At 72.0% G+C, this 20,437-nt stretch carries 13 protein-coding genes; 7 read left to right on the plus strand and 6 right to left on the minus strand.

Features of this window, described 5'->3' with window-relative positions:
• Positions 1–35: 35 nt before the first annotated feature.
• The 5 genes from AB0G56_RS33765 to AB0G56_RS33785 form a co-directional block, all read right to left on the minus strand.
• Positions 36–2,432, minus strand: coding sequence for a polysaccharide lyase 8 family protein (locus AB0G56_RS33765; protein ID WP_360977249.1), 2,397 nt, complete (start codon positions 2,430–2,432; stop codon positions 36–38).
• Positions 2,433–2,453: 21 nt separating this feature from the next.
• Complete coding sequence (locus tag AB0G56_RS33770; RefSeq protein ID WP_360977252.1) at positions 2,454–3,812, minus strand: M60 family metallopeptidase; 1,359 nt, start codon at positions 3,810–3,812, stop codon at positions 2,454–2,456.
• Positions 3,813–4,192: 380 nt separating this feature from the next.
• Positions 4,193–5,632 (minus strand): M60 family metallopeptidase, encoded by a 1,440-nt coding sequence (locus AB0G56_RS33775; protein WP_360977255.1) that lies wholly within the window; start codon positions 5,630–5,632, stop codon positions 4,193–4,195.
• Positions 5,633–5,924: 292 nt separating this feature from the next.
• A complete protein-coding gene (locus AB0G56_RS33780; protein ID WP_360977258.1) occupies positions 5,925–7,091 on the minus strand; it encodes a LacI family DNA-binding transcriptional regulator in 1,167 nt (388 codons plus the stop codon).
• A gap of 71 nt (positions 7,092–7,162) precedes the next feature.
• Entirely contained in the window at positions 7,163–8,149 is a 987-nt protein-coding gene (locus AB0G56_RS33785) for a hydroxyacid dehydrogenase (RefSeq protein ID WP_360977261.1), read from the minus strand.
• A gap of 341 nt (positions 8,150–8,490) precedes the next feature.
• Between AB0G56_RS33785 and AB0G56_RS33790 the strand changes: the two genes are divergently transcribed.
• The 6 genes from AB0G56_RS33790 to AB0G56_RS33815 all read left to right on the plus strand — a co-directional run bounded on the left by AB0G56_RS33790 (position 8,491) and on the right by AB0G56_RS33815 (position 17,465).
• A complete protein-coding gene (locus AB0G56_RS33790) occupies positions 8,491–9,450 on the plus strand; it encodes an ABC transporter permease subunit (RefSeq protein ID WP_360977264.1) in 960 nt (319 codons plus the stop codon).
• A gap of 91 nt (positions 9,451–9,541) precedes the next feature.
• Positions 9,542–10,402 (plus strand): carbohydrate ABC transporter permease, encoded by an 861-nt coding sequence (locus AB0G56_RS33795; protein ID WP_360977412.1) that lies wholly within the window; start codon positions 9,542–9,544, stop codon positions 10,400–10,402.
• Positions 10,403–10,572: 170 nt separating this feature from the next.
• A complete protein-coding gene (locus tag AB0G56_RS33800; RefSeq protein WP_360977267.1) occupies positions 10,573–12,246 on the plus strand; it encodes an extracellular solute-binding protein in 1,674 nt (557 codons plus the stop codon).
• Positions 12,243–13,703 carry a M1 family metallopeptidase gene (locus tag AB0G56_RS33805; protein ID WP_360977270.1) on the plus strand — a complete coding sequence of 487 codons (1,461 nt, stop codon included), beginning with the start codon at positions 12,243–12,245 and terminating at the stop codon, positions 13,701–13,703. The genes AB0G56_RS33800 and AB0G56_RS33805 overlap by 4 nt, the downstream gene beginning before the upstream one ends.
• 203 nt (positions 13,704–13,906) lie before the next feature.
• On the plus strand, positions 13,907–16,129 hold the full coding sequence (locus AB0G56_RS33810; RefSeq protein WP_360977272.1) for a right-handed parallel beta-helix repeat-containing protein: 2,223 nt from the start codon (positions 13,907–13,909) through the stop codon (positions 16,127–16,129).
• Between the two features lie 112 nt (positions 16,130–16,241).
• Positions 16,242–17,465 carry a Gfo/Idh/MocA family oxidoreductase gene (locus AB0G56_RS33815; RefSeq protein ID WP_360977275.1) on the plus strand — a complete coding sequence of 408 codons (1,224 nt, stop codon included), beginning with the start codon at positions 16,242–16,244 and terminating at the stop codon, positions 17,463–17,465.
• Between the two features lie 67 nt (positions 17,466–17,532).
• Here AB0G56_RS33815 and AB0G56_RS33820 read toward each other — a convergent pair whose 3' ends face one another.
• Positions 17,533–18,147, minus strand: a complete 615-nt coding sequence (locus AB0G56_RS33820) for a dihydrofolate reductase family protein (protein WP_360977278.1) — start codon at positions 18,145–18,147, stop codon at positions 17,533–17,535.
• A gap of 295 nt (positions 18,148–18,442) precedes the next feature.
• Between AB0G56_RS33820 and AB0G56_RS33825 the strand changes: the two genes are divergently transcribed.
• On the plus strand, positions 18,443–20,278 hold the full coding sequence (locus tag AB0G56_RS33825; protein ID WP_360977281.1) for an arabinofuranosidase catalytic domain-containing protein: 1,836 nt from the start codon (positions 18,443–18,445) through the stop codon (positions 20,276–20,278).
• Positions 20,279–20,437: the final 159 nt, after the last annotated feature.

Below are 20,437 nucleotides of genomic sequence, written 5' to 3' on the forward strand. Positions count from 1 at the left end.
CGGGTGGTCGGGGCGGCGGGCAGGCCGGACCGCTCTCACCGAAGGCGGGCGGTGTGCGTATGGCCCCGCGAGCCGCCCACCTGGACGGTGAGCACGGGGTGGCGGCCCGGCACGACGGACACGGTGTCGTCGGCGCCGACCACCTCGCGCACGGGGAAGGGGAGCCGGACGGTCAGGGTCGTCGTCGTACGGCCCGGATCCGCCACCGCCACCGTCATGCCCTCCTCGCGGCGGCACACCAGGACCGTACCGGGGCCGTCGGCGCTGAGTCCGTCGACCGAGCCCGCCGCCCAGAAGTGTGCCGCGAGCAGGCCGTGACGGGGTGCGGCGACGGCCTGGACGGTGGCGTCGTTGACCAGTACGCGCGCCGGGCGGGAGCGGGACCAGGCCAGGGTCGCGGCGGCGGTCGCGCGCGGCAGCAGGACGTAGGAGTAGGACGCGGAGACGGGGGAGGGGCCGTGGTCGAACCAGAGGGTGGCGTAGCGGCGGGTGACCGGGGTGGTGCTGCCGCCGGTGTCCGCGCCGGTGTTGAGGGCGCTCCACGTGCCGGTGCGTTCCTCGCACAGGGCGCGCAGCGGCCCGCCGGAGGGGAAGACGTACCCGCCCGTGCCCTCCAGGTGGGCCCAGCGGGCGTCGTCCAGTGCGGCCGACCACCCCTGCCGCGCGGGCTGGCGGTGTCCGTCGAAGACGAGCCGGGGCGTCCCTTGGGCGTGCAGGTTCCGGTTCTCCACGACCGTCTCCACGGTCCTGCCGTCGCTCGCCGTGATCCCGGCGCCGAGGGCGACGACCGCGTTGTCCAGGAAGAACCACGCCTTCTTGGCCCGCAGCGTCGAGCCGTCCGCGATCAGTTCCATCGCGGCGGCACCGTACCGGCCGTCGAGCACGGCCCCGCCCGCGACCGCGTTCCGCGGGCGGAACGTGCCGGTTCCGCCGCCGGTCCCGAGATCGGTCCGGGCGCGGGTGTCCACCGTCGTGCCCGGCAGCCGGTACGGGTCGACGGTGGGCCAGAAGGCGTCACCGAAGGCGTCCGGGTCGTCGCCGTCGTACAGGTACGTCATGCCGTCGCCGGTGTACCAGCCGTGCAGGTTCTCGCCGTTGCCCGCCTCGTAGGCGGCGATGCGCCGCGACGACAGCGACAGCGCGTACGCCCACGAGGGGCGCCGGTGCACCACGCGGTCCATGTCGGCGAAGACGAAGTGGCCGCCGAGGCGGTCCGCGGGCCGCACGTCCGGATCGTCGAGGAGGGCCTTCGCGCGGGCCAGGTCCGGGATCCCGACGAGCGTCCTGTACGGCGTCCTGGTGTTGCGCAGGATCCAGCCCTTGGCCGCGGCGCGCCAGCGCTCCGCGTACCCTCGCGGTGCGCCGTCGGCGAGTTGGAGGATGTGCGCGACCGCGGCAGCCCCGTCGACGTGGTCCCGCGCGCGCTCGCGGGAGATCGCACGGCCGCGCACGGCGTCCATCATCAGTCCGTCGAACAGGAAGGGTTCGAAGCTCCGCTCGACGGCCTCGTACAGCACCTGGACCGACGGGTCGGTGACGGCCCAGTCGGAACCGGCGAGCAGCGCGATCAACTGGCCGGCGCCGCCGAGCAGGACACTGCCGTACGTGCCCGTGTACGCGACGTCGGAGTGCTGCACGAACGAGCCGTCCCGGTAGAAGCCGTCACCCGAGGTGACGTACTGGAACAGGCTGTTCCTGCCGTTGTCCCGGACGTCGGACAAGCCGTCGCGGGCCAGGACGAGCGCGGCGGGGTCGCCCGCGAGCAGCCCGCGCAGGGCGACGACGACGGCCTTGTCGGCGCGGTTGGCGCCCGTCTCGGCGAGGGTGGGGGAGTTGGTGCGGCGATCCGCGTCGGGGACGAACGCGGCGACCGTCCGCACGTAGGCGTCACGGTCCTGCGCGGGCAGCTCCGCGCGCAGCAGTACGCAGATGTCCATCAGGGCGCGCGGCGCCCCGATCTCCCAGAACCACCAGTTGCCGGTCTCGCGACGGGAGGCGTTGTAGCCGGTGGTGTGCAGGAAGCGGAGCGCGTCGAGGATCCCGTCGCGCACCGCGGCCTGCCCGGTGAGCGAGGTGCCGGGCGTGGCCCACGCGGTCGCGACCGTGCGCAGGCGCGGGTAACTCTGGCCGAACATGTTGGGGTCGGAGGCGGGGGACAGGTCCGCCCACAGTGCCGTGCGGCCCTCGGAGGTGTCGATCCGCCGCCACCAGTCACAGGCCTGGGTGTCCAGGGCGGCGAGCGCGGCGGCGAAGTCCGGGTCCGCGGGGTCGAAGGAGCCGCCGGTCAGCTGCCGCGCGGCACGGTCGAGCAGGGGCTCGTACGGGTCGTCGGCGGACGCCGTGGCGGCGCTCGCATCACCTGCGCGGGCGACGAGGGAGGCGGCGGCGCCCGCAGAGGCGAGCGCGAGGGTCTGGCGTCTGCTCAGGTCCATGGCGGGTCTCTTCCTCCGGGATCAGTCGGTCAGTGTGGCCGGGTCGGTCGACGGTTCGGGAAGACGGAGCGCGGCCAGTTCGGCCCGGCCCTCGGCGTCGATGGGGAACGCCCAGGTGGTGACGAAGAAGTCGGTGAGGTCGCGCCCGGCGACACGGCTGGCGTACGTGGCGAGCGCCCGGTAGCGCTTGGCCGTATCGGTGTAGTCCGACTGCGGGTTCTCCTCGCGCACCAGCTTGTGCAGCCTGGGCCAGAAGTCCGCGCCGAAGGCCAGCTCCAGCTGGCGCAACGGCACCAGCTTCTCGTACGCCCCGAAGGACTTCTCGTACGTCAGCCCCGCCGTGCCGAACCTGGCCCGCGCGGACTGGAAGTAGTTCAGGCCCGTCTTCGGGTCGACGGTGAGGAGGTTGGAGGGCCGGCCGAGGGCGCGCTGCACGGCCAGCGAGTAGATGTTCACCGTCACCTCGGTGAGCCCCGACGGCTTGTACGCGAACTGCTGGTGCAGATGGCCGAGTTCGTGGTACAGACCCCAGCCGCGGGTGCGCAGCCCCTCCACCGTGGTGGCCCGGTCGAGATAGGCGCGCGGGAACCCGTTGTAACCGTGCGTCGCGTACGCGCCGACGCCGGACGGCACCACCGACACCTCGGTGAAGTGGTAGCCGCCGGCCTTGGGCCGGTGCACCGGCTTCGAACCGTCCAGGCCGCTGACGTCGGACTCGGCGTCGATGATCTGCTCCACGAGGCCGAGCAGCGCCGCGTGGTCCTCGTCCCGGTACAGCAGCGCTCCGTCCCGGGTGAGCGTCACGATCGAGCGCGGCCCGTGCAGCTCGACGACCGGGACATCGGTGTACGCGTCCAACTGGTGCCGGTAGTCGGCCTCGGCGGTGCGCCCGAGCGTGAAGACGGGCATGGGCACGGAGCCGCTCCTGAGCCGGACCGCCGCGCGTTGCCCGCTGCCTTCGAGGGTGAAGTAGACGGGTCCGCCATGCGGGTCGGTCACGGTGTTCGCGCCGGGCTTGAGCGGGTAGCCGCGCGGTTCGGTGACGGTTCCGTAGTAGTCCCACTGCCCGACCCACAGGGTCGGCACCAGCCCGTCGTAGGGCAGTACCTCGCAGCGCAGGGCGGTGGCCGGCGGCACGTAGCGGCCGGTCGTCTGGAACTCGCAGGCGCGCAGGGCCTGGCCGAGGCGGAGCCGCTCCGCCTCGGCGGAGGGACGGGCGACGAGCGGCACGGTGAGGTCGCCTGCGCCCTGGGCGGTGCTCGCGGCGTGGGCCGAGCCCGCGGCGTGGGCGGTGCCGGCGCCGAGGCCGCCGACGGCGAGCGCGGCGCCCGTGGCCGCGGCGAGGACGGAGCGGCGGGACGGGGATGCGGGGGTGCGCATGTGTGTCGTCTCCTTGGGGCGATCCGTACGTGGACTGGGGCGGGGGGAGGTACGGCCTGAACGAACGGGCGAGCGGGCGAACGGGTGAGGGGAGCGGCCGAGGACGGGTGCGGTCGGGGCGGACGGCCGTGCCGAGGGTGCGGGCGGTGACGGCCACGCACCGAAGGTGCGGACAGGGACGGCCACGCGCGCCGAGGGTGGGTGCGGTGCCGGTCGAGGGGCGCGGACGGCGACGGCCGGGGCGCGGGTCGCACCCGGCCGTCACCGTGTCGTCGGCGGAGGTGCCGCCCCGGTCGAAGCGCCCGGAAGACCGGTTGTCCGCGCCTTCCATGGCCGCCGTCCGTGGCCGTCCGGGGGTATGGGGGGCGGGCGGCACGCCGTCAGTCCGAGAGCGTGCTCGGGTCCATGTCCGGCTTCGGGAGGTTCAGTGCGGCGATCTCGGCGATGCCCCGCGCGTCGATCGGCATCGCCCACTTGCCGACGAGGAAGTCCGTCAGGTCGCGGCCGGCCGTGCGTGAGGCGTAGGTGGCGAGGGCGCGGTACTGGCGGGCTTCGACCGCCGGCGGGTGGTCGTAGTCCTCCACCGGCGCGTCGTGCTGGTGCTCCGTGCGGACCAGCCGGTGCAGCCGGGGCCAGAAGTCGTCGCCGAAGGCGAGCTCCAGCTGGCGGAGCGGGACCAACTGCTCGTAGGCGCCGAGATCGTCGACGTAGGAGAGGCCGGGGGTGCCGAGCTTCGCTCGGGCGGACTGGAACCAGTCGAGGCCCGTCTTCGGGTCGACCGTCAGGAGGTTCGAGGGCCGGCCCAGGGTGCGCTGGGCCGCCAGCGAGTAGATGTTCACGGTGACCTCGGTGAGGCTGCCGGCCTGGTAGGCGGCCTGCTGGTTGAGGTGCCCCAGCTCGTGGTAGAGGCCCCAGCCGCGGGTGGTGAGACCGCTGACGGTGCACAGGCGGTCCATGTAGGCGCGGGGGAAGCCGTTGAAGCCGTGCCAGGCGTACGCGCCGACGCCCTTCGGGACGACGCTGACCTCGTTGAAGTGGTAGCGACCCGCCTTGGGCCGGTCCAGGGGCCGGCCGCCGTCGAGGCCGCTGATGCGGTCGTGCGAGCCGATGACGGTGTCGAACAGCGACATCAGCGCGGTGTGGTCCTCGTCGCGGTACAGCAGCGCGCCCTCGCGGGTGAGCGTCAGGATGGCCCGCTCCGTGACGAGTTCGACCCAAGGGACGTCGGTGACGGTGTCGATCCGCCGCTGGAACTCGGCCTCGCTCGTGCGGCCCAGTTCGAAGACCGCCATCCGTTCGACTCCGGAGACGAAGGTGACGGCGGCACGCTGCCCGTGCCCTGCGAAGCTCAGGTACACCGGGCCGCCGTAGCTGTCCACGACCTCGTTCAGGCCCGGGCGGAGCCGGAATGCCCGGGGCGCCTTCAGGTCGGTGTTCGTGTTGTAGTCGTCGAAGGTGCCGATGTGCAGCACCGGGAGCACCCCGTGGGCCGACCGCACCCGGAGGGCGACGGTCGCGCCGGGCGCCGCGTAGCGCCCGGTGGGGATGAAGTCGCTGGCCCGCAGCGACCGGTCGAGCCGCAGCCGTTCCGTCTCGGCGTCCGGAAAGGCCTTGACGAGCAGTGTGTCGCCGCCCGCCGCGCCGTGTGACGAGGGGGAGGTGGGCGACGCGGGGGAGGAGACCGCGGCGGGGGAGGCGGCCGCGGTCCCGGCACCGAGGGCCACGGCCGCACCGGCACCCGCCAGTGCGGCGAGCACGGCGCGACGGCCGGGGGAGGAGGGCTCGGCGGGGACATGGAGAGGCTTGTGGGCAGGGCGCATCCAGGAACTCCCATGAGGACGGACGGCGTCGAGGCGATGGGCGGGACGAGCGGGTGGAGCTGCGCGCCAGCATGTAAGCGTTTGCTATCCGGCCGCAAGGGGGTACGCCGAGTTTCTGTTCGTTACTATGCGAACCAGGCTCCTTGCGAGCAGGATCGAGCACGTCAGGAGCCTGTATCCAGGAGCGCAGGGAGCGCAGGGAGCGCAGGGAGCGCAGGAGCCCAGAGGCTCAGGAACCCGAGGACCCGAGGAATCAAGGGGCGGGGTAATCAAGGGCGGAGGGCGCGTGACGTCAGCCCCGGCGCGGTCTCCCGTTCACGGCGACCGTTCCCCGTGGCGCCGCCACCGATTCCCGTACGACGATGTGCGTGCCCAGACGCAGCGTCCCGGTCGTGGGGGCGCGCCAGTCGTCCTCGTCGCCGCCGTTGAGCGCCACCCGCACCGCCTGCCGGCCCATCTCCTCCAGCGGGATCCGGACGGTGGTCAGCCGCGGCCGCAGCTCCTGGGCCACCGGGATGTCGTCGTAGCCGACCAGCGACATGTCCTGCGGGATGCGCACCCCGGCCTCCTCCATGGCCTGCGCCGCGCCGGCCGCCACGATGTCGTTCGCGGCGAACACGGCGGTGAACCCCGCTCCGCCGCGCAGCAGTTCGGCCATGCGCCGGTAACCGAAGGCGCGACTGAAAGCGCCCGGCTGTTCCAGCTGCGGATCCCGCCCGATGCCGCGCAGCTCGAGCGCGCGCCGGTGTCCGGCGAGCCGGTCCCGTGCCGTGGAGAGGCCGGGCGGCCCGCCCAGGTAGAGGATCCGCTCATGGCCCTGCGTGATCAGGTGGTCGGTGATCGCGAAGGCGCCGCCCTCGTTGTCGTACTCCACCCCGACCGTCGGGACGCCCGCACCGAGCGAGGGACGTCCGCACAGCACCAGCTTCGAACCGCCCGCGTCCAGTTCGCGGGCCCTGCGCGCCAGTTCGGCCTTGTAGGCGCGGTCCTCGACGCTGCCGCCGACCAGCACCACGGCGTCCGCGCGCCGCTCGTGCATCAGCTCGATGAAGGCGAGTTCCCGCTGCGGGTCGCCCTGGGTGCAGCACACCAGGCAGAGCCGGTCGCCGTCGGTGGCCTCGCGTTCGACGCCGCGCGCGATGTACGCGTAGAAGGGGTCGATCAGTTCACCGACGATGATGCCGACGGTGCGGCCGGAGGCGCCGGCCAGTGCCCGGGCATGGGCGTTGACCACATAGCCCAGCTCCCGCATGGCTGCCTCGACGCGCTCGCGCGTGGCGGCGGCGACCGGGTAGTTGCGGTTCATGACCCGCGAGACGGTCGCCGTGGACACCCCGGCCCGTCGCGCGACGTCGACGACGGTCGCGCGGCGCTGCCCGCTCCGCTCCCCCTGTCCTTCGCCCTGACCCCCGCCGTCCGGTCCGGGTGCCGTGGAACTCTGCCGGGACATCCGGCCCACCCCCTGATGGTCGTACTGGTCTGCCTGTGCTCGGCCCGTCCCAGAGACTATGGCGTGCGGCGCCGCTGCGCTCACGCGATCCGCTCCAGGTCCTCGAGGAGCACGGCGTGGGCCAGCGGCAGCCCGCGCGCGTACCGGGCCAGCTCGTCGACGGCGAGCGCGCCGAGCCTGCCCACCTCGTTGCCCTGGGCGCCCGCCAGGTGCGGGGTGATGAAGACGTTGGGCAGGTCCCACAGCGGGTGCCCGGCGGGCAGCGGTTCGGGGTCCGTGACGTCGAGCACGGCGTCGATCCGGCCGCTCAGCAGGTGTTCCGTGAGGGCGGCGGTGTCCACAAGGGGACCGCGCGCGGTGTTCACGAGGAGTGTGCCCGGGCGCATCAGGCCGAGCCTGCGGGCGTCGAGCAGATGCCGGGTGCGAGGGGTGTCCGGCGCGTGCAGGGTCACCACGTCGCTGGTCGCCACCAGGGTGTCCAGGTCGGTGCGGGTGGCGCCGAGCAGCTCCGCCTCGGCGTCGCCGATGTACGGGTCGTACAGGAGCACCTCGGCGTCGAGGGTGCGCAGCAGCTCCGTGACGCGGCGGCCGATGCGGGAGGCGCCGACCACGCCGACGGTGATGCCGCGGGTGCCGAGCCAGTGGTGCCGGTCCAGGTCGGCGTCGGTGCGATGGGTGCGCCGCTCGCGGAAGAGACGGGCGAGCGGGAAGGCCCGCTTGGCACCCAGGATGATCGCGGCGAGCGTGAACTCGGCGACCGGCACGGCGTTGGCCGCCGCCGCCGAGGAGACCGCGATGCCGCGCCCGTAGGCCTCCCGGCTCAGGAACGTCTTGACGGTGCCGGCCGCGTGGATCACCGCGCGCAGCCGGGGCGCCCGGTCGAGCGCGGCCCTGTCGACCGGCGGGCAGCCCCAGCCGGTGAGCAGGACCTCGCACTCGGCGAGGGCCGCGCGCGCCGAAGGGCTGGTGAACTCCTCCACGACACGCGGAGGCCGGATGTCCGCGGTCTCCTCCAGGCGCGCCCGTACGACTGGCGGGAAGACGTCGTCCACGACGGAGGGGTCCATCGCTAGAACCGTGCGGGGCCGCCGCGGGGGCGGTGTGGCGTCGGCGGCCGTGGCCTCGACCGGCGCCTCGTCAGTGGTACGCACCCTGCCTCCGGACAGTAAACGTGTTCTATGGCGGTACCGAACGCTAGGGAGCACGTCGCTCCACCGTCAAGGTCAGGAAGAAAATACGGCAGGAGAGTTGTCCTGCTTCAGCCAGAAATGCGGTGCAGAAGTGGCCTGTTCGCAGCGTTTCCACGGTCCGTCAGATCGGCGGATCTATTGACGATGGGGTTAACCGCTTACTAACTTGCCGCCGCAGAAACCAGTTCCTGCGCCAACCGGCCGAACAGGACCGCTCCATGACTGTCTCCGTACCACCGACCGCCGTCGACCGCGCTCCCCGCAAGACCTTCTGGCAGCGACTCAAGCGTGACAGGGTGATGCTGCTGCTGTGCCTGCCCGGCTTCCTGTACTTCGTGGTGTTCCACTACGTACCGCTGCTCGGCTACATGGTGGCCTTCCAGGACTACCAGCCCTACCTCGGCTACATGCACAGTGCCTGGACCGGCTTCACCAACTTCACGACGGCCTTCGCCGACCCCGACTTCTGGTCGGCGACCGGCAACACGCTGGAGATCGCGCTCGTCCAGCTCGTCCTGTTCTTCCCCGTGCCGATCGGGCTCGCCCTGCTGCTCAACAGCATCGTCAGCGACAAGCTGCGCCGCTTCGTGCAGAGCGTCGTCTACCTGCCGCACTTCATCGGCTGGGTGATCATCGTCTCGATCTTCCAGCAGATCCTGGGCGGCGCGGGCGTCGTGCCCGACGTGCTCGGATCCCTCGGCCTGCCGCGCTACGACATGACGACCGACCCGAACGCCTTCCCCTGGCTGCTGGCGCTCCAGGTGATGTGGAAGGACGCCGGCTGGGGCACCATCATCATCCTCGCGGCGCTGCTCTCCATCGACCGCGGCCTGTACGAGGCGGCGGCCATGGACGGCGCGGCCCGGTGGCGCCGCTTCTGGCACGTCACCCTGCCCGGCCTGTCCCCGGTGCTCGTCCTGCTGCTCATCCTCAACCTCGGCAACATCCTCACCGTCGGCTTCGAGCAGATCCTGCTGCAGCGCGACGCCGTCGGCCCCGAGGCCGGTGAAGTCCTCGACACCTACGTCTACTTCCACGGCATCAAGGACAACCAGTGGGGCACGGCCGCCGCCGTCGGCCTGGTGAAGGCCGTCATCGGCACCGTCCTCGTCATCGGCGCCAACAAGTTCGCCCACCGGCTCGGTCATGAAGGGGTGTACCGCGGTGCTGACCGTTGAGACGTCCGCTGGGAAGACGCGCCGCGTGCGCGCGGGCCGGCCCGCACCCACGGCGGGAGAGCTGCGCCCGTCCGGCGCCCGCCCCCCGTGGATGGAGAAGCCCACCCGGTTCGGCCTCGTCCTCAAGGGCCTCGCCCTCGTGCTCGTCGTCGGCCTGGTGGCGTACCCGCTGATCGGTGTGATCGGCACGAGCTTCGCCTCGCAGAGCGACATCATCAGGTCCAACGGGCTCGTCCTGTGGCCCGACCACCCCAGCCTCGACGCCTACCGCACCGCGTTCACCGGCGGACGTGTGACCCGCGCCCTGATCGTCAGCATCGGCGTCACCGTCGCCGGCACCGCCTGCAGCCTCCTCGCCACCATCGGCATGGCGTACGGGCTGTCGCGGCGGGGCATCGTCGGCGGCCGGTTCATCCTCATGACCGCCCTGTTCACCATGCTCTTCAACGCGGGCGTCATCCCCAACTTCCTCCTGGTCAAGGAGCTGGGGCTCTACAACACGTTCGCCGCGCTCGTCCTGCCCACCATGGTCAGCGCCTTCAACCTCGTCGTGATGCGGGCCTTCTTCATGAACCTGCCCGAGGAGCTGTACGACGCGGCGAAGGTGGACGGCGCGGGTGATTTCCGGACCCTGATCCGCGTCGTCCTGCCGCTCTCCAAGGCGGTCATCGCCGTCGTCGGACTGTTCTACGCCGTCGCCTACTGGAACGCGTACTTCAACGCCCTGCTCTACCTCGGCGACAACGACAAGTGGCCCCTGCCCATGGTGCTGCGCACCTTCATCCTCCAGGGCCAGAACCTCGACACCGCGGCGGCCGGCGAGGTGGTCGCCCCGCAGCAGGCCGTGCAGATGGCCGTACTGGTCATCGCCGTCGTGCCGATCCTGCTCGTCTACCCCTTCCTCCAGCGGTTCTTCACCAAGGGCGTCCTCACCGGCGCCGTCAAGGGCTGACCGCGCGCACCCGAACCGCCCATGCGCCGCCCCGGCCGCACCCGAATCGCCTCCGCGTCCCCGCGCACCCGAGTCGCCCCGCCTCCCCGCGCACCCGAATCTCTCCGCACACCTGAATCTCTCCGTCCCCCCGTGTTGATCCGTGCCCCCTCGTGTTGAGGAGTTCCGCCATGTCCGGCACCACATCCGTCGACCGCCGCACCCTGTTCCGCTGGGGTGCGGGCGCCGGCCTCGCCGTCGCCGCGGCACCGCTGCTCGCCGCGTGCGGCGACGGCGGCACCGCGGCCAAGGCCGAGGCCAAGAGCGCCAAGCTGCTGCCGACCACCACCGTGCGCAACATCGGAATCAAGGCCGACCTGCCCGGCACCGCGGCGGGCGTTCCGAACGCCTTCCTGAAGTACCCGGCCGAACTGGTCCGCGCGACCCGGGGGACCCCGCTCGAAGGCGCCGAGAAGATCACCGCCGTCACCGAGACCTTCGCACCGCTGCCGCCCGCGCGCGGCAAGAACGCGGCCTGGCGGGAGATCGAGAAGCTGCTCGGCACCGAGGTCGACTTCACGGCCGTGCCCGCGGACGACTACCCGGCGAAGTTCTCCACGATGGTCGCCGGTGACCAGCTGCCGGACATCTTCATGTACCCGGAGACCGGCGGCGTCGACGACATGGGCTCGTTCCTCGCCGCCAAGTGCGCGGACCTGGGCCCCCACCTGTCCGGCGACAAGATCAAGGACTACCCGAACCTCGCGGCCGTCCCGCAGTACGCCTGGCGCGACGCCATCAAGGGCGGCAAGCTCTACGGCATCCCGATCGCCCGCTCGGGCAGCGGCGGCGCGGGCTTCTACCGGGCCGACCTGTTCCGGCGGGCCGGCGTCACCGGCCTCGACCAGATCGACAGCATCGAACGGCTCGTCGAGCTGGCCAAGGACCTCACGGACGCCAGGAAGAAGCAGTACTTCTTCACCGGCGGCAGCACCGTCCTGCTCGCCATGTCCGCCGGTGCCCAGCACTTCTGGAATTTCGACCGGCAGACCGGCAAGTGGCGGTACCAGCTGGAGGACGACAAGTACCGGTACGCGGTCGAGACCGCCGCCAAGCTCTACAAGGCGGGCTGCTACTACCCGGGTACCGTGCAGATGTCCGGGGCCCAGAAGGCCCAGTACACGGACCTGTTCAAGAACGGCAAGGCCGCCTACGTCTACGACGGCATGCCCTCGTACCTGACCACGGCCACCGGATACGTCGACGCCATGGGGGCCATCGACAAGTCCTTCGACGTACGGCCCATGGTGCCCGTCGGCAAGGACGCGGTGGCCTGGACCGACAACGTCTCGCTGCAGAACTGCTACATCACCAGGGCCGGCGAGCAGCGGGTCAAGGAACTGCTGCGGCTCGCCGACTTCGCCGCCTCGCCCTTCGGTTCCCTCGAATACACCCTCATCAACTACGGCGTGGAGAACACCGACTACCAGCGGGACGCGCACGGCACGCCCGTCCTCACCAAGCAGGGCACCCAGGACGTGACCGTGCCGTGGGGCAAGCTCGCCTCCGCGACACCCGCGTTCTTCAGCGCCACGCACCCCGACGCCGCCCGCTACGTGCACGAGGCGTACTCGGTGCTCATCCCGAAACTCGTCGAGGACCCGACCCTCAGCTACTCCTCGCCGACCTGGGACTCCAAGGGACAAGGCAGCCTCTACACCATCCACCTCGACGGCCTGAAGGACCTGATCACCGGCCGCAAGCCGATGTCCGCGTACGACGCGCTGGTCAAGAAGTGGCGCCGTGCCGGGGGCGACACGTGTCGCGCCGAGTTCGAGCAGGCCTCGCAGAAGGGGAAGAAGTGACCACCGGCAGACGCACGTTCCTCACGTCGGCGGCGGCGGTCGCCGCCGCGGTCACGGTACCGGTGCTGGGCTCGCCCGCCGGCGCCGCGGGTTTCGACCCCCGCCCCGGCTCCGACGGCGTCGGCGACCCGCTGTTCCCGACCCTCGGCAACGGCGGCTACCGGGTCGACCACTACGACCTGACCTTCGACTTCACACCGGTGACGTACGACTTCACGGCGGTGGTGAAGATGGAGGCGCGGGCCACGCAGGACCTGTCGGCGTTCAACCTGGACACCGACGGCCACAGCATCGACGCGGTCACGGTGAACGGCCGCCCCGCCTCCCACGCCCTCTCCCTCGGCCACTCCGGCCAGGAACTGACGGTCACTTCGCCCTCGCCGCTCCACAAGGGCGCCCCGTTCCGCGTCACCGTCGCCTACCACGGCAACGGCAAGGCGCAGCGGGCCGGACTGACCGGATGGAGGTTCGGCTCGGACGGCGGCTTCGCCTCGGCCGCGCAGTCCTCGCGGGCCGACACCTTCCTGCCCTGCAACGACACACCCTCCGACAAGGCCACCTGGACCTTCCACATCTGTGCGCCCGAGGGGTATGTCGCCGCCGCCAACGGAGTGCTGACCGGCAAGGACCAACGCGCCGACGGAGCGACCGAATGGCACTTCGCGCTGCGCGAGCGCATGCCGACGGAACTGCTCGGCATCGCCGTCGTCAAGGGTACATACCTGTACGGCACGTCGCACACCGGGCTGCCGCTGCGGCACATCGTCCCGCGGGGCCGGGAGGACGAGTACGCCCCGATCGTGGCCCGCACACCCGACCATCTCGCCTGGCTGGAGGCCAAGTTCGGCCGCTACCCGTTCTCCGTGTACGGCATCCACATCTACGACGGGTACACCGACGCCCTGGAGAACACGACGCTCACCCTGATGGGCACCAACTGGTTCAAGCCCGACGCAGACGGCGACCCGACGTACGAGAACACCATGGTGCACGAGCTGACCCACCAGTGGTTCGGCGACAGCGTGACGCCGAACGACTGGCAGCAGGCCTGGCTCAACGAGGGGCCGGCCGTGTACTACGCCGCGCTCTACAGCGAGGAGCGCGGCTGGTCCGACATGGCCGGAAAGATGAAGACGACGTACGCCGCGCTCGACGCGATCCGCGTGAGTGACGGGCCGCCCGGACTGCCCAAGGCCCTCGGCGGCACCAACATCTACGACGGCGGGGCGCTGGTGCTCTACGCCCTCCGACTCCACGTCGGCCCGCGGAAGTTCGACCGGATCATGGGCCTGTGGCCGCGCCGCTTCAAGGGCCGTACGGTCACCAGCGAGGACTTCATCGCCCACGCCGTGACCGTGACGGGCGACCGGTCGCTGGACCGGTTCCTGCGGGACTGGCTGTTCGGCACGCGGAACCCGCCGATGCCGGGCCATCCGGACTGGACGGCCACGGCATGAACGGCGGCGGTCGGCCGCCCCGCACACCTCGTCCGGCCGGTGCCGCGCCGAAGGCAGCGCGCCTCCGGTACCACACGGTGGCGCCGGCCCCCAGGCGTGGCCACACGCCACCCGGCCCCGCACCTGAACCTGAACCTGAACCGCCGCACTCCACCTCCCCGGCCCGCCCCGAGCGGCGGGCCGTTCGAGCGGAAGGTCATCGCATGAGACCACTCACCCGCACAGTCCGCACCGCCGGCGCCGCCCTCCTCACCGGCGCCGCGCTGCTCCTCAGCCCGCTGCCCGCCGCCCAGGCGGCCCCCTCTCCCAAGGTCCTGTACGCCGCACCCCACGGCTCGGGGTCCCAGTGCACCCCGGGGCGTCCCTGCTCCGTGGAGGGGGCGCGCAACGCCGCACGCGCCGTCAGCGGGCGGGAGGTGCGCGTCGAACTCGCCGACGGCACGTACGAACTGGACGCCCCCCTGCGGCTCGGCGCGGAGGACTCCGGGGTCACCTGGACCGCGGCCCGCGGCGCGCATCCCGTACTCTCCGGCGGCCGGACCCTGACGGGCTGGTCCGTCAACGGCGACGGCACCTGGAGCGCGAAGGTGCCCGGGGGCATCACGCCGCGCCAGCTGTTCGTCGACGGCCGGCGCGCCGTGCGCGCCCGTGGCGGGTCCTGTGCCGCCGCCGTCTGCGACGCCACCGAGTCCGGCATGAGCGGCGCAGAGAAGGCCGGCGTCGCCCACTGGGCCCGCCCCACCGACGCCGAGGCCGTCATCAGCGTGCGCTGGCGCAACTACCACTGCCGCATCGCCGCCGTCACCGGCGACCTCATGACCTTCGCCCAGCCCTGCTGGACCAACTCCACCTCCGGGACCGACCGCACCGGACCCGCCTGGGACACGACGACCGTCGACTCCGCCCGCTACACAGGTGTGGCCTACTTCGAGAACGCCCGCGAACTCCTGGACGAGCCCGGCGAGTTCGTCTGGGACTCGGCCGCCCGCACCGTCACCTACCTGCCCCGCAAGGGCGAGAACCCGCGCCGTTCCCGGGCGATCACCCCGGTCACCGAAGGGCTCCTCGTGCTCGACGGCGCCCATGACGTCCGCCTCAGCGGCATCGGCTTCGCCTACGCCGCCTACCAGCAGCCGAACACCGACGAGGGCTACGCGGGCACCCAGGCCGGCCTGACCCTGACCGGCGCCACCGGCCCCGTCGACCACGCGGGCCGCCACTACACCAAGCCCGCCGCCGCCCTCACCGTCCGCGGCGGCCGCCACGTGGTGATCGACCGCGGCACCTTCACCCACCTCGGCGGCGCGGGCGTCGTCTTCGAACAGGGCACCCAGGACTCCACGCTCACCCGCTCCCGCTTCACCGACCTCTCCTCCGGCGCCGCGTACATCGGTGACACGGAACCCATGCCGGCCCCCGAACTCACCGGCGCCCGCAACACGGTCTCGTACAACACCGTCCGCCGCACGGGCGTGGAGTACACGGACGCCGTGGGCATCTGGGCGGGCTACGAGGCCGGCACCGTCATCGACCACAACACCCTCGACGACCTCCCGTACTCCGGGATCTCCGTCGGCTGGGGCTGGAACCAGCCCGAGGCCCGGCAGTCCGTGCTCCGCGACAACCGCGTCACCGACAACCGGATCACCGACGTCATGCTGGTCGAGGACGCACAGCACGACGGAGCCGCCATCTACACCCAGGGCGCCCAGCCGGGCACCGTCATCTCCGGGAACTACATCGACCGCAGCGCGTACGGGAACACCGAACGCGACGGCAACGGCATCTACCTCGACGAACAGTCCAGCCACATCACTGTCGCCCGCAACGTCGTCACGCGCGTCGGCTACAAGTGGATCTCCAACTGGGCCGACTACGGCATCGACAACCGCGCCACCGGGAACTGGACCGACACCGACGCCCCGGCCCTCGCCGGCACCGGCTCGACCATGACCGGCAACCACACGAAGCTGGACCGGCTCCCCGCCGAGGCCGTCGACGTCGCAGAAGCCGCCGGCGCGGCCGGCCGGGGCCGCGTCGAGCAACTCCGCCCCGACCTGGCCCGCACCGGCACCGCCACCCAGTCCTCCACGGACGGCACGGCGGCAGCGGCCGGCGCCACCGACGGCGACACCACCACCGACACCCGCACCCTCTCCGAGGCGGGCGCCTGGTGGCAGGTGGACCTGGGCGCCGCCCACCACGTCGGCCAGGTCGAGATCTGGAACAGCAGCGCCATGACCACGTCCGACTTCGACGTGCAACTCGCCGCCTCGGCCGACTTCTCCGACGCCACCACCTCGCACGTCACCGGCAAGGCACTGCGCCCCACCCTCCTGGACACCGGCACCGAGGCCCGCTACATCCGCATCCGCCTCAGCGGCACCGGACGAGTGGCGCTCGCCCACGTCCTGGTCCATCCCTGAGCCCTGTCGTCACAGGGGGTGCGCCGCGGACCGTCCGGCGGGCCCGCGGCGCACCCGCGCCCCCTGCTCCTCTCGCCGCACCGACACCACGTAACGGAAAGGCGGTCACGTCATGACCGACGCCCCCAGCGACCTGCGCCTCGGCGTCATCGGTTACGGACTGCGCGGCAGCATCGCCCGCACCGCGCACCGGCCGGGAGCCGGCTCCCGGGTCACCGCGCTCGCGGACCACGACGCCGCCGCGCGGGCGGAGGCGGCCCTGGCGTTCCCCGGCGCGCTGATCTCCGGCGACCACCACAAGGTGATCACGGACCCGGACGTCGACGCCGTCCTCGTCCTCACCCCCGACCACACCCACGCCGACGTCGCCCGCGAGGCGCTCGAAGCGGGCAGACCCGTCTTCGTCGAGAAGCCGCTCGACGTCACCGTGGAACGCTGCGACGACCTCCTGCGCACCGCCTACAGCACGGGAAGCCGCCTCTACGTCGGCCACAACATGCGCCACATGCCCGTCGTCCGGCTGATGCGCGACATCATCGCGCGCGGTGAGATAGGCGAGGTCAAGACGGTGTGGGTACGGCACTTCGTCGGCTACGGCGGCGACTGGTACTTCAAGGACTGGCACGACGAACGGCAGTACACCACCGGCCTGTTGCTGCAGAAGGCCGCCCACGACATCGACGTCCTGCACTGGCTCGCGAACGGCTACACGCAGCGCGTGCAGGCCCTCGGGGACCTCATGGTCTACGGCGACAACCCGCACCGGCGAGCACCCGGCGAACCAAAGCACGAGGACTGGTACACGAAGGACGGCCACTGGCCGCCGCACACCCAGCGCGCCCTGAACCCCGTCATCGACGTCGAGGACGTCTCCCTCGTCAACATGCGCCTCGACAACGGTGTGCTCGCGGCCTACCAGCAGTGCCACTTCACCCCCGACTACTGGCGCAACTACACCGTCATCGGGGACGCCGGCCGGCTGGAGAACTTCGGAGACGGCCCCGGGGCGGTGGTGAAGGTGTGGAACTCCCGCCGCTCCACCCACCGGCCCGAAGCCGACGCCGAATACCCCGTCCCGGACGCCGGCGACGATGCCGGGCACGGCGGCGCCGACCCCCTCCTGATGGAGGAGTTCGTGCGGTTCGTCCGCGAGGGAGGCGTCACCGACACCTCGCCGGTCGCCGCGCGCATGGCCGTCGCGGCCGGGGTGCGGGCCACCGAGTCGCTGCGCGCGGGCGGCACGCCCCACGAGGTCCCGCGCCTCGACCCGGAACTGGCCGCCTACTTCGAGCGGGGCCAGACCCGCCCGGCACGGCCCACCGGGAACCCGGCGTAGAGCGACGCCGCGTGCCGACGCCGCCGTAGCCAGGGGCAGGCGCAGTCGCAGGCAGCGGTCGCCGCGGTCACAGGACGTCGTACGTCAGGTGCGTGGCGGTCGATGTCGGGGTCACGCTCCGCCGGACCAGGGTGCGCGGCGCCCCGCCGGTGAACAGCGGCGTCCCGGCGCCCAGCACCACGGGCGCGAGGTGCAGTACCAGGACGTCGACCAGCCCGGCCTGGACCGCCGAGCCGACTGTCGCGCCGCCGCCCATGAGCACGACGTCGAGATCCTCGCCGCTGCGCGCCGAAGCCGCTTCGGCGTGCTCACGCGCGGCGGCGACGGCGTCGCGCAGTCCGGTGGTGACGAACGTCCAGTCGAGGTCGGTGAGCCGCACCGACTCCGGCGGCGAGCCGGTCACGACGACGAAGGCGGGCCTGCCCACCTCGCCGGCGCCGTACCCGGTCGTGTCGTCCCAGCCCAGCGGCCCGTCGACCACGTCGAAGAGGCGGCGGCCCAGGACGACGGCTCCCGAGCGCGCGGTCCCCTCGCGCAGGAGCCGGCGGTCGTCGGGATCGTCGGAGAAGGCCCAGGTGTGCAGGGCCTCGCCGCCGGTGCCCAGACCGTTGTCCGGGCCGGCATCGGGCCCGGTGACGAAGCCGTCGAGGGAGACCGAGATGTCAGCGATGATGCGCGTCATACCAGGGCAGACCCGCTCGGCCCCCCGAACTCATCGCTCAGCCGTCAAGTCCCCCCACGACGCCCGCCCTGCTGCCCCGCTCGCCCCGCGTCACCTCGACCACCCCGACGGGCGAGGGAACAGAAGGCAACAGGTCCGGACGGGGATCGTCGAGGAAAGAGAAAGTGAAGCAACAAATATTGACGCTATCGACCGGTGAGCGTACCTTCCCCGCGAAGGTGCCGAGCGGCGTGAACTCTGCGGCCCGCTCGGCAGGTCGAGCTTTGTTCCCCTCCCCACGTCATGGGAGCACACCATGCGCAGAGCAAGTTCCGCGGTCGTGAGCTACGTCGCGGCCGCCGTCCTCGTCCTCGGTGCCCTGATCGGCTTCCCCGCGCTGTCGCAGGCGGCCGGCTCGCTGCCGTGCGACATCTACGGCTCGGCCGGCACCCCCTGCGTCGCCGCGCACAGCACCACGCGCGCCCTGCTGTCGTCCTACGACGGTCCCCTCTACCAGGTCACACGTGCCTCGGACGGAGCGCGCAGGGACATCGGACTGCTGGCTCCGGGCGGTTACGCCGACGCCGGTCTGCAGGACGTGTTCTGCCAGAACACCACGTGCCGCATCACCAAGGTCTACGACCAGAGCGGGAGGCACAACGACCTGACCCCCGGGCCGGCCGGCACCTCCGGCATGGGCGCCGACCGCGGGGCCGACGCCGGTGAGATCGCCGTCACGGCCGGCGGGCACAAGGTCTACGGCATCTGGATCTCCCCGGGCGTCGGCTACCGCTACACGGGCGTGGCCTCCGGCGTCGCCGTGAACGGCCGGCCCGAGGGCGCGTACATGGTGGCCAGCGGCACTCACGTCGGCGCCGACTGCTGCTTCGACTACGGCAACGCCGAGAGCACCCCGGCCGACACCGGCAACGGTCACATGGACGCCGTGTCCATCGCCACCACGTGCTACTTCGCACCGTGCACCGGTTCCGGACCCTGGGTCGAAGCCGACCTGGAGAACGGCATGTTCCAGGGCGGCAACGGCTCCAACACCGCCAACCGCGGCAACAACAGCCCCTTCGTCACAGCCGTACTGAAGAACGACGGACAGACCAGGTACGCCCTCAAGGGCGGCGACTCCCGGTCCGGCACCCTGACCACCTGGTGGGACGGCGGTCTGCCCACACGCGGCGGCTACCGGCCCATGCACCAGGAGGGCGGCATCATCCTCGGCACCGGCGGCGACAACAGCAACTGGAACCGGGGCACCTTCTTCGAGGGCGTCATGGTCGCCGGCTACCCGACCGACGCCGCCGAGAACGCCGTCCAGGCCGACATCGCCTCGGTCGGCTACGCGGGCGGGACGGACGTGCCCAACGGTCCCCAGGGCACCGTGACCGGACCGGGTGGCAAGTGTGTCGACGTCGCCGCGGACGACACCGGCACCAACGGCGCCGCCGTACAGCTGTGGGACTGCCAGACGTGGGCCGAGGACCAGCACTGGCAGCACAACGCCGACGGCTCTCTGAGCACGATCGGCCGCTGCCTGGACATCGAGGGCAACGGCACCGCGAACGGCACCGAGGCCGAGCTGTGGGACTGCAACGGCGTGGGCGGCCAGAAATGGGTGCAGCGGGCCGACGGTTCGCTGTTCAACCCGCAGTCGGGCCGCTGCCTGGACTCGCCGAACGGCGCCACCGCCAACGGCACACGCCTGCGGATCTGGGACTGCAACGGCGCCCCGGCCCAGAAGTTCACCGTGAACGGCGGTGCCCCGGTGGCCGCTCCCGGCGGCAAGTGCCTCGACGTGGCGGCCGACGACAGCGGCGGCAACGGCGCGGCCGTGCAGCTGTGGGACTGCCAGTCCTACGCCGTCGACCAGCACTGGTTCCACAACGCCGACGGCTCACTGCGGACGCTCGGCCGCTGCCTGGACGTCGACGGCAACGGCACCGCGAACGGCACCGAGGTCGAGCTGTGGGACTGCAACGGCGTGGGCGGCCAGAAGTGGCAGCAGCGCGCCGACGGTTCGCTGTTCAACCCGCAGTCGGGCCGCTGCCTGGACTCGCCGAACGGCGCCACGGCCAACGGCACACGCCTGCGGATCTGGGACTGCAACGGTTCGCCCGCGCAGAGGTTCACGCTGGGCTGACGACGCCGGACCCGGCCGAGGACGCCCGCCCACCGCGGGCGAGGGGGCCCCCGCCGGCATGCCGGGGGCGGTGGTGCGGCTGCCCGGCGGCCCACGGCACCGCCCCGGCCGGGCCCCCGGTACGTCCGGTACGAGCGGGTGTCGCACGCCGGTGCCGGG

This window comes from Streptomyces sp. NPDC021356 (assembly GCF_040641015.1).
GTDB lineage: Bacteria > Actinomycetota > Actinomycetes > Streptomycetales > Streptomycetaceae > Streptomyces.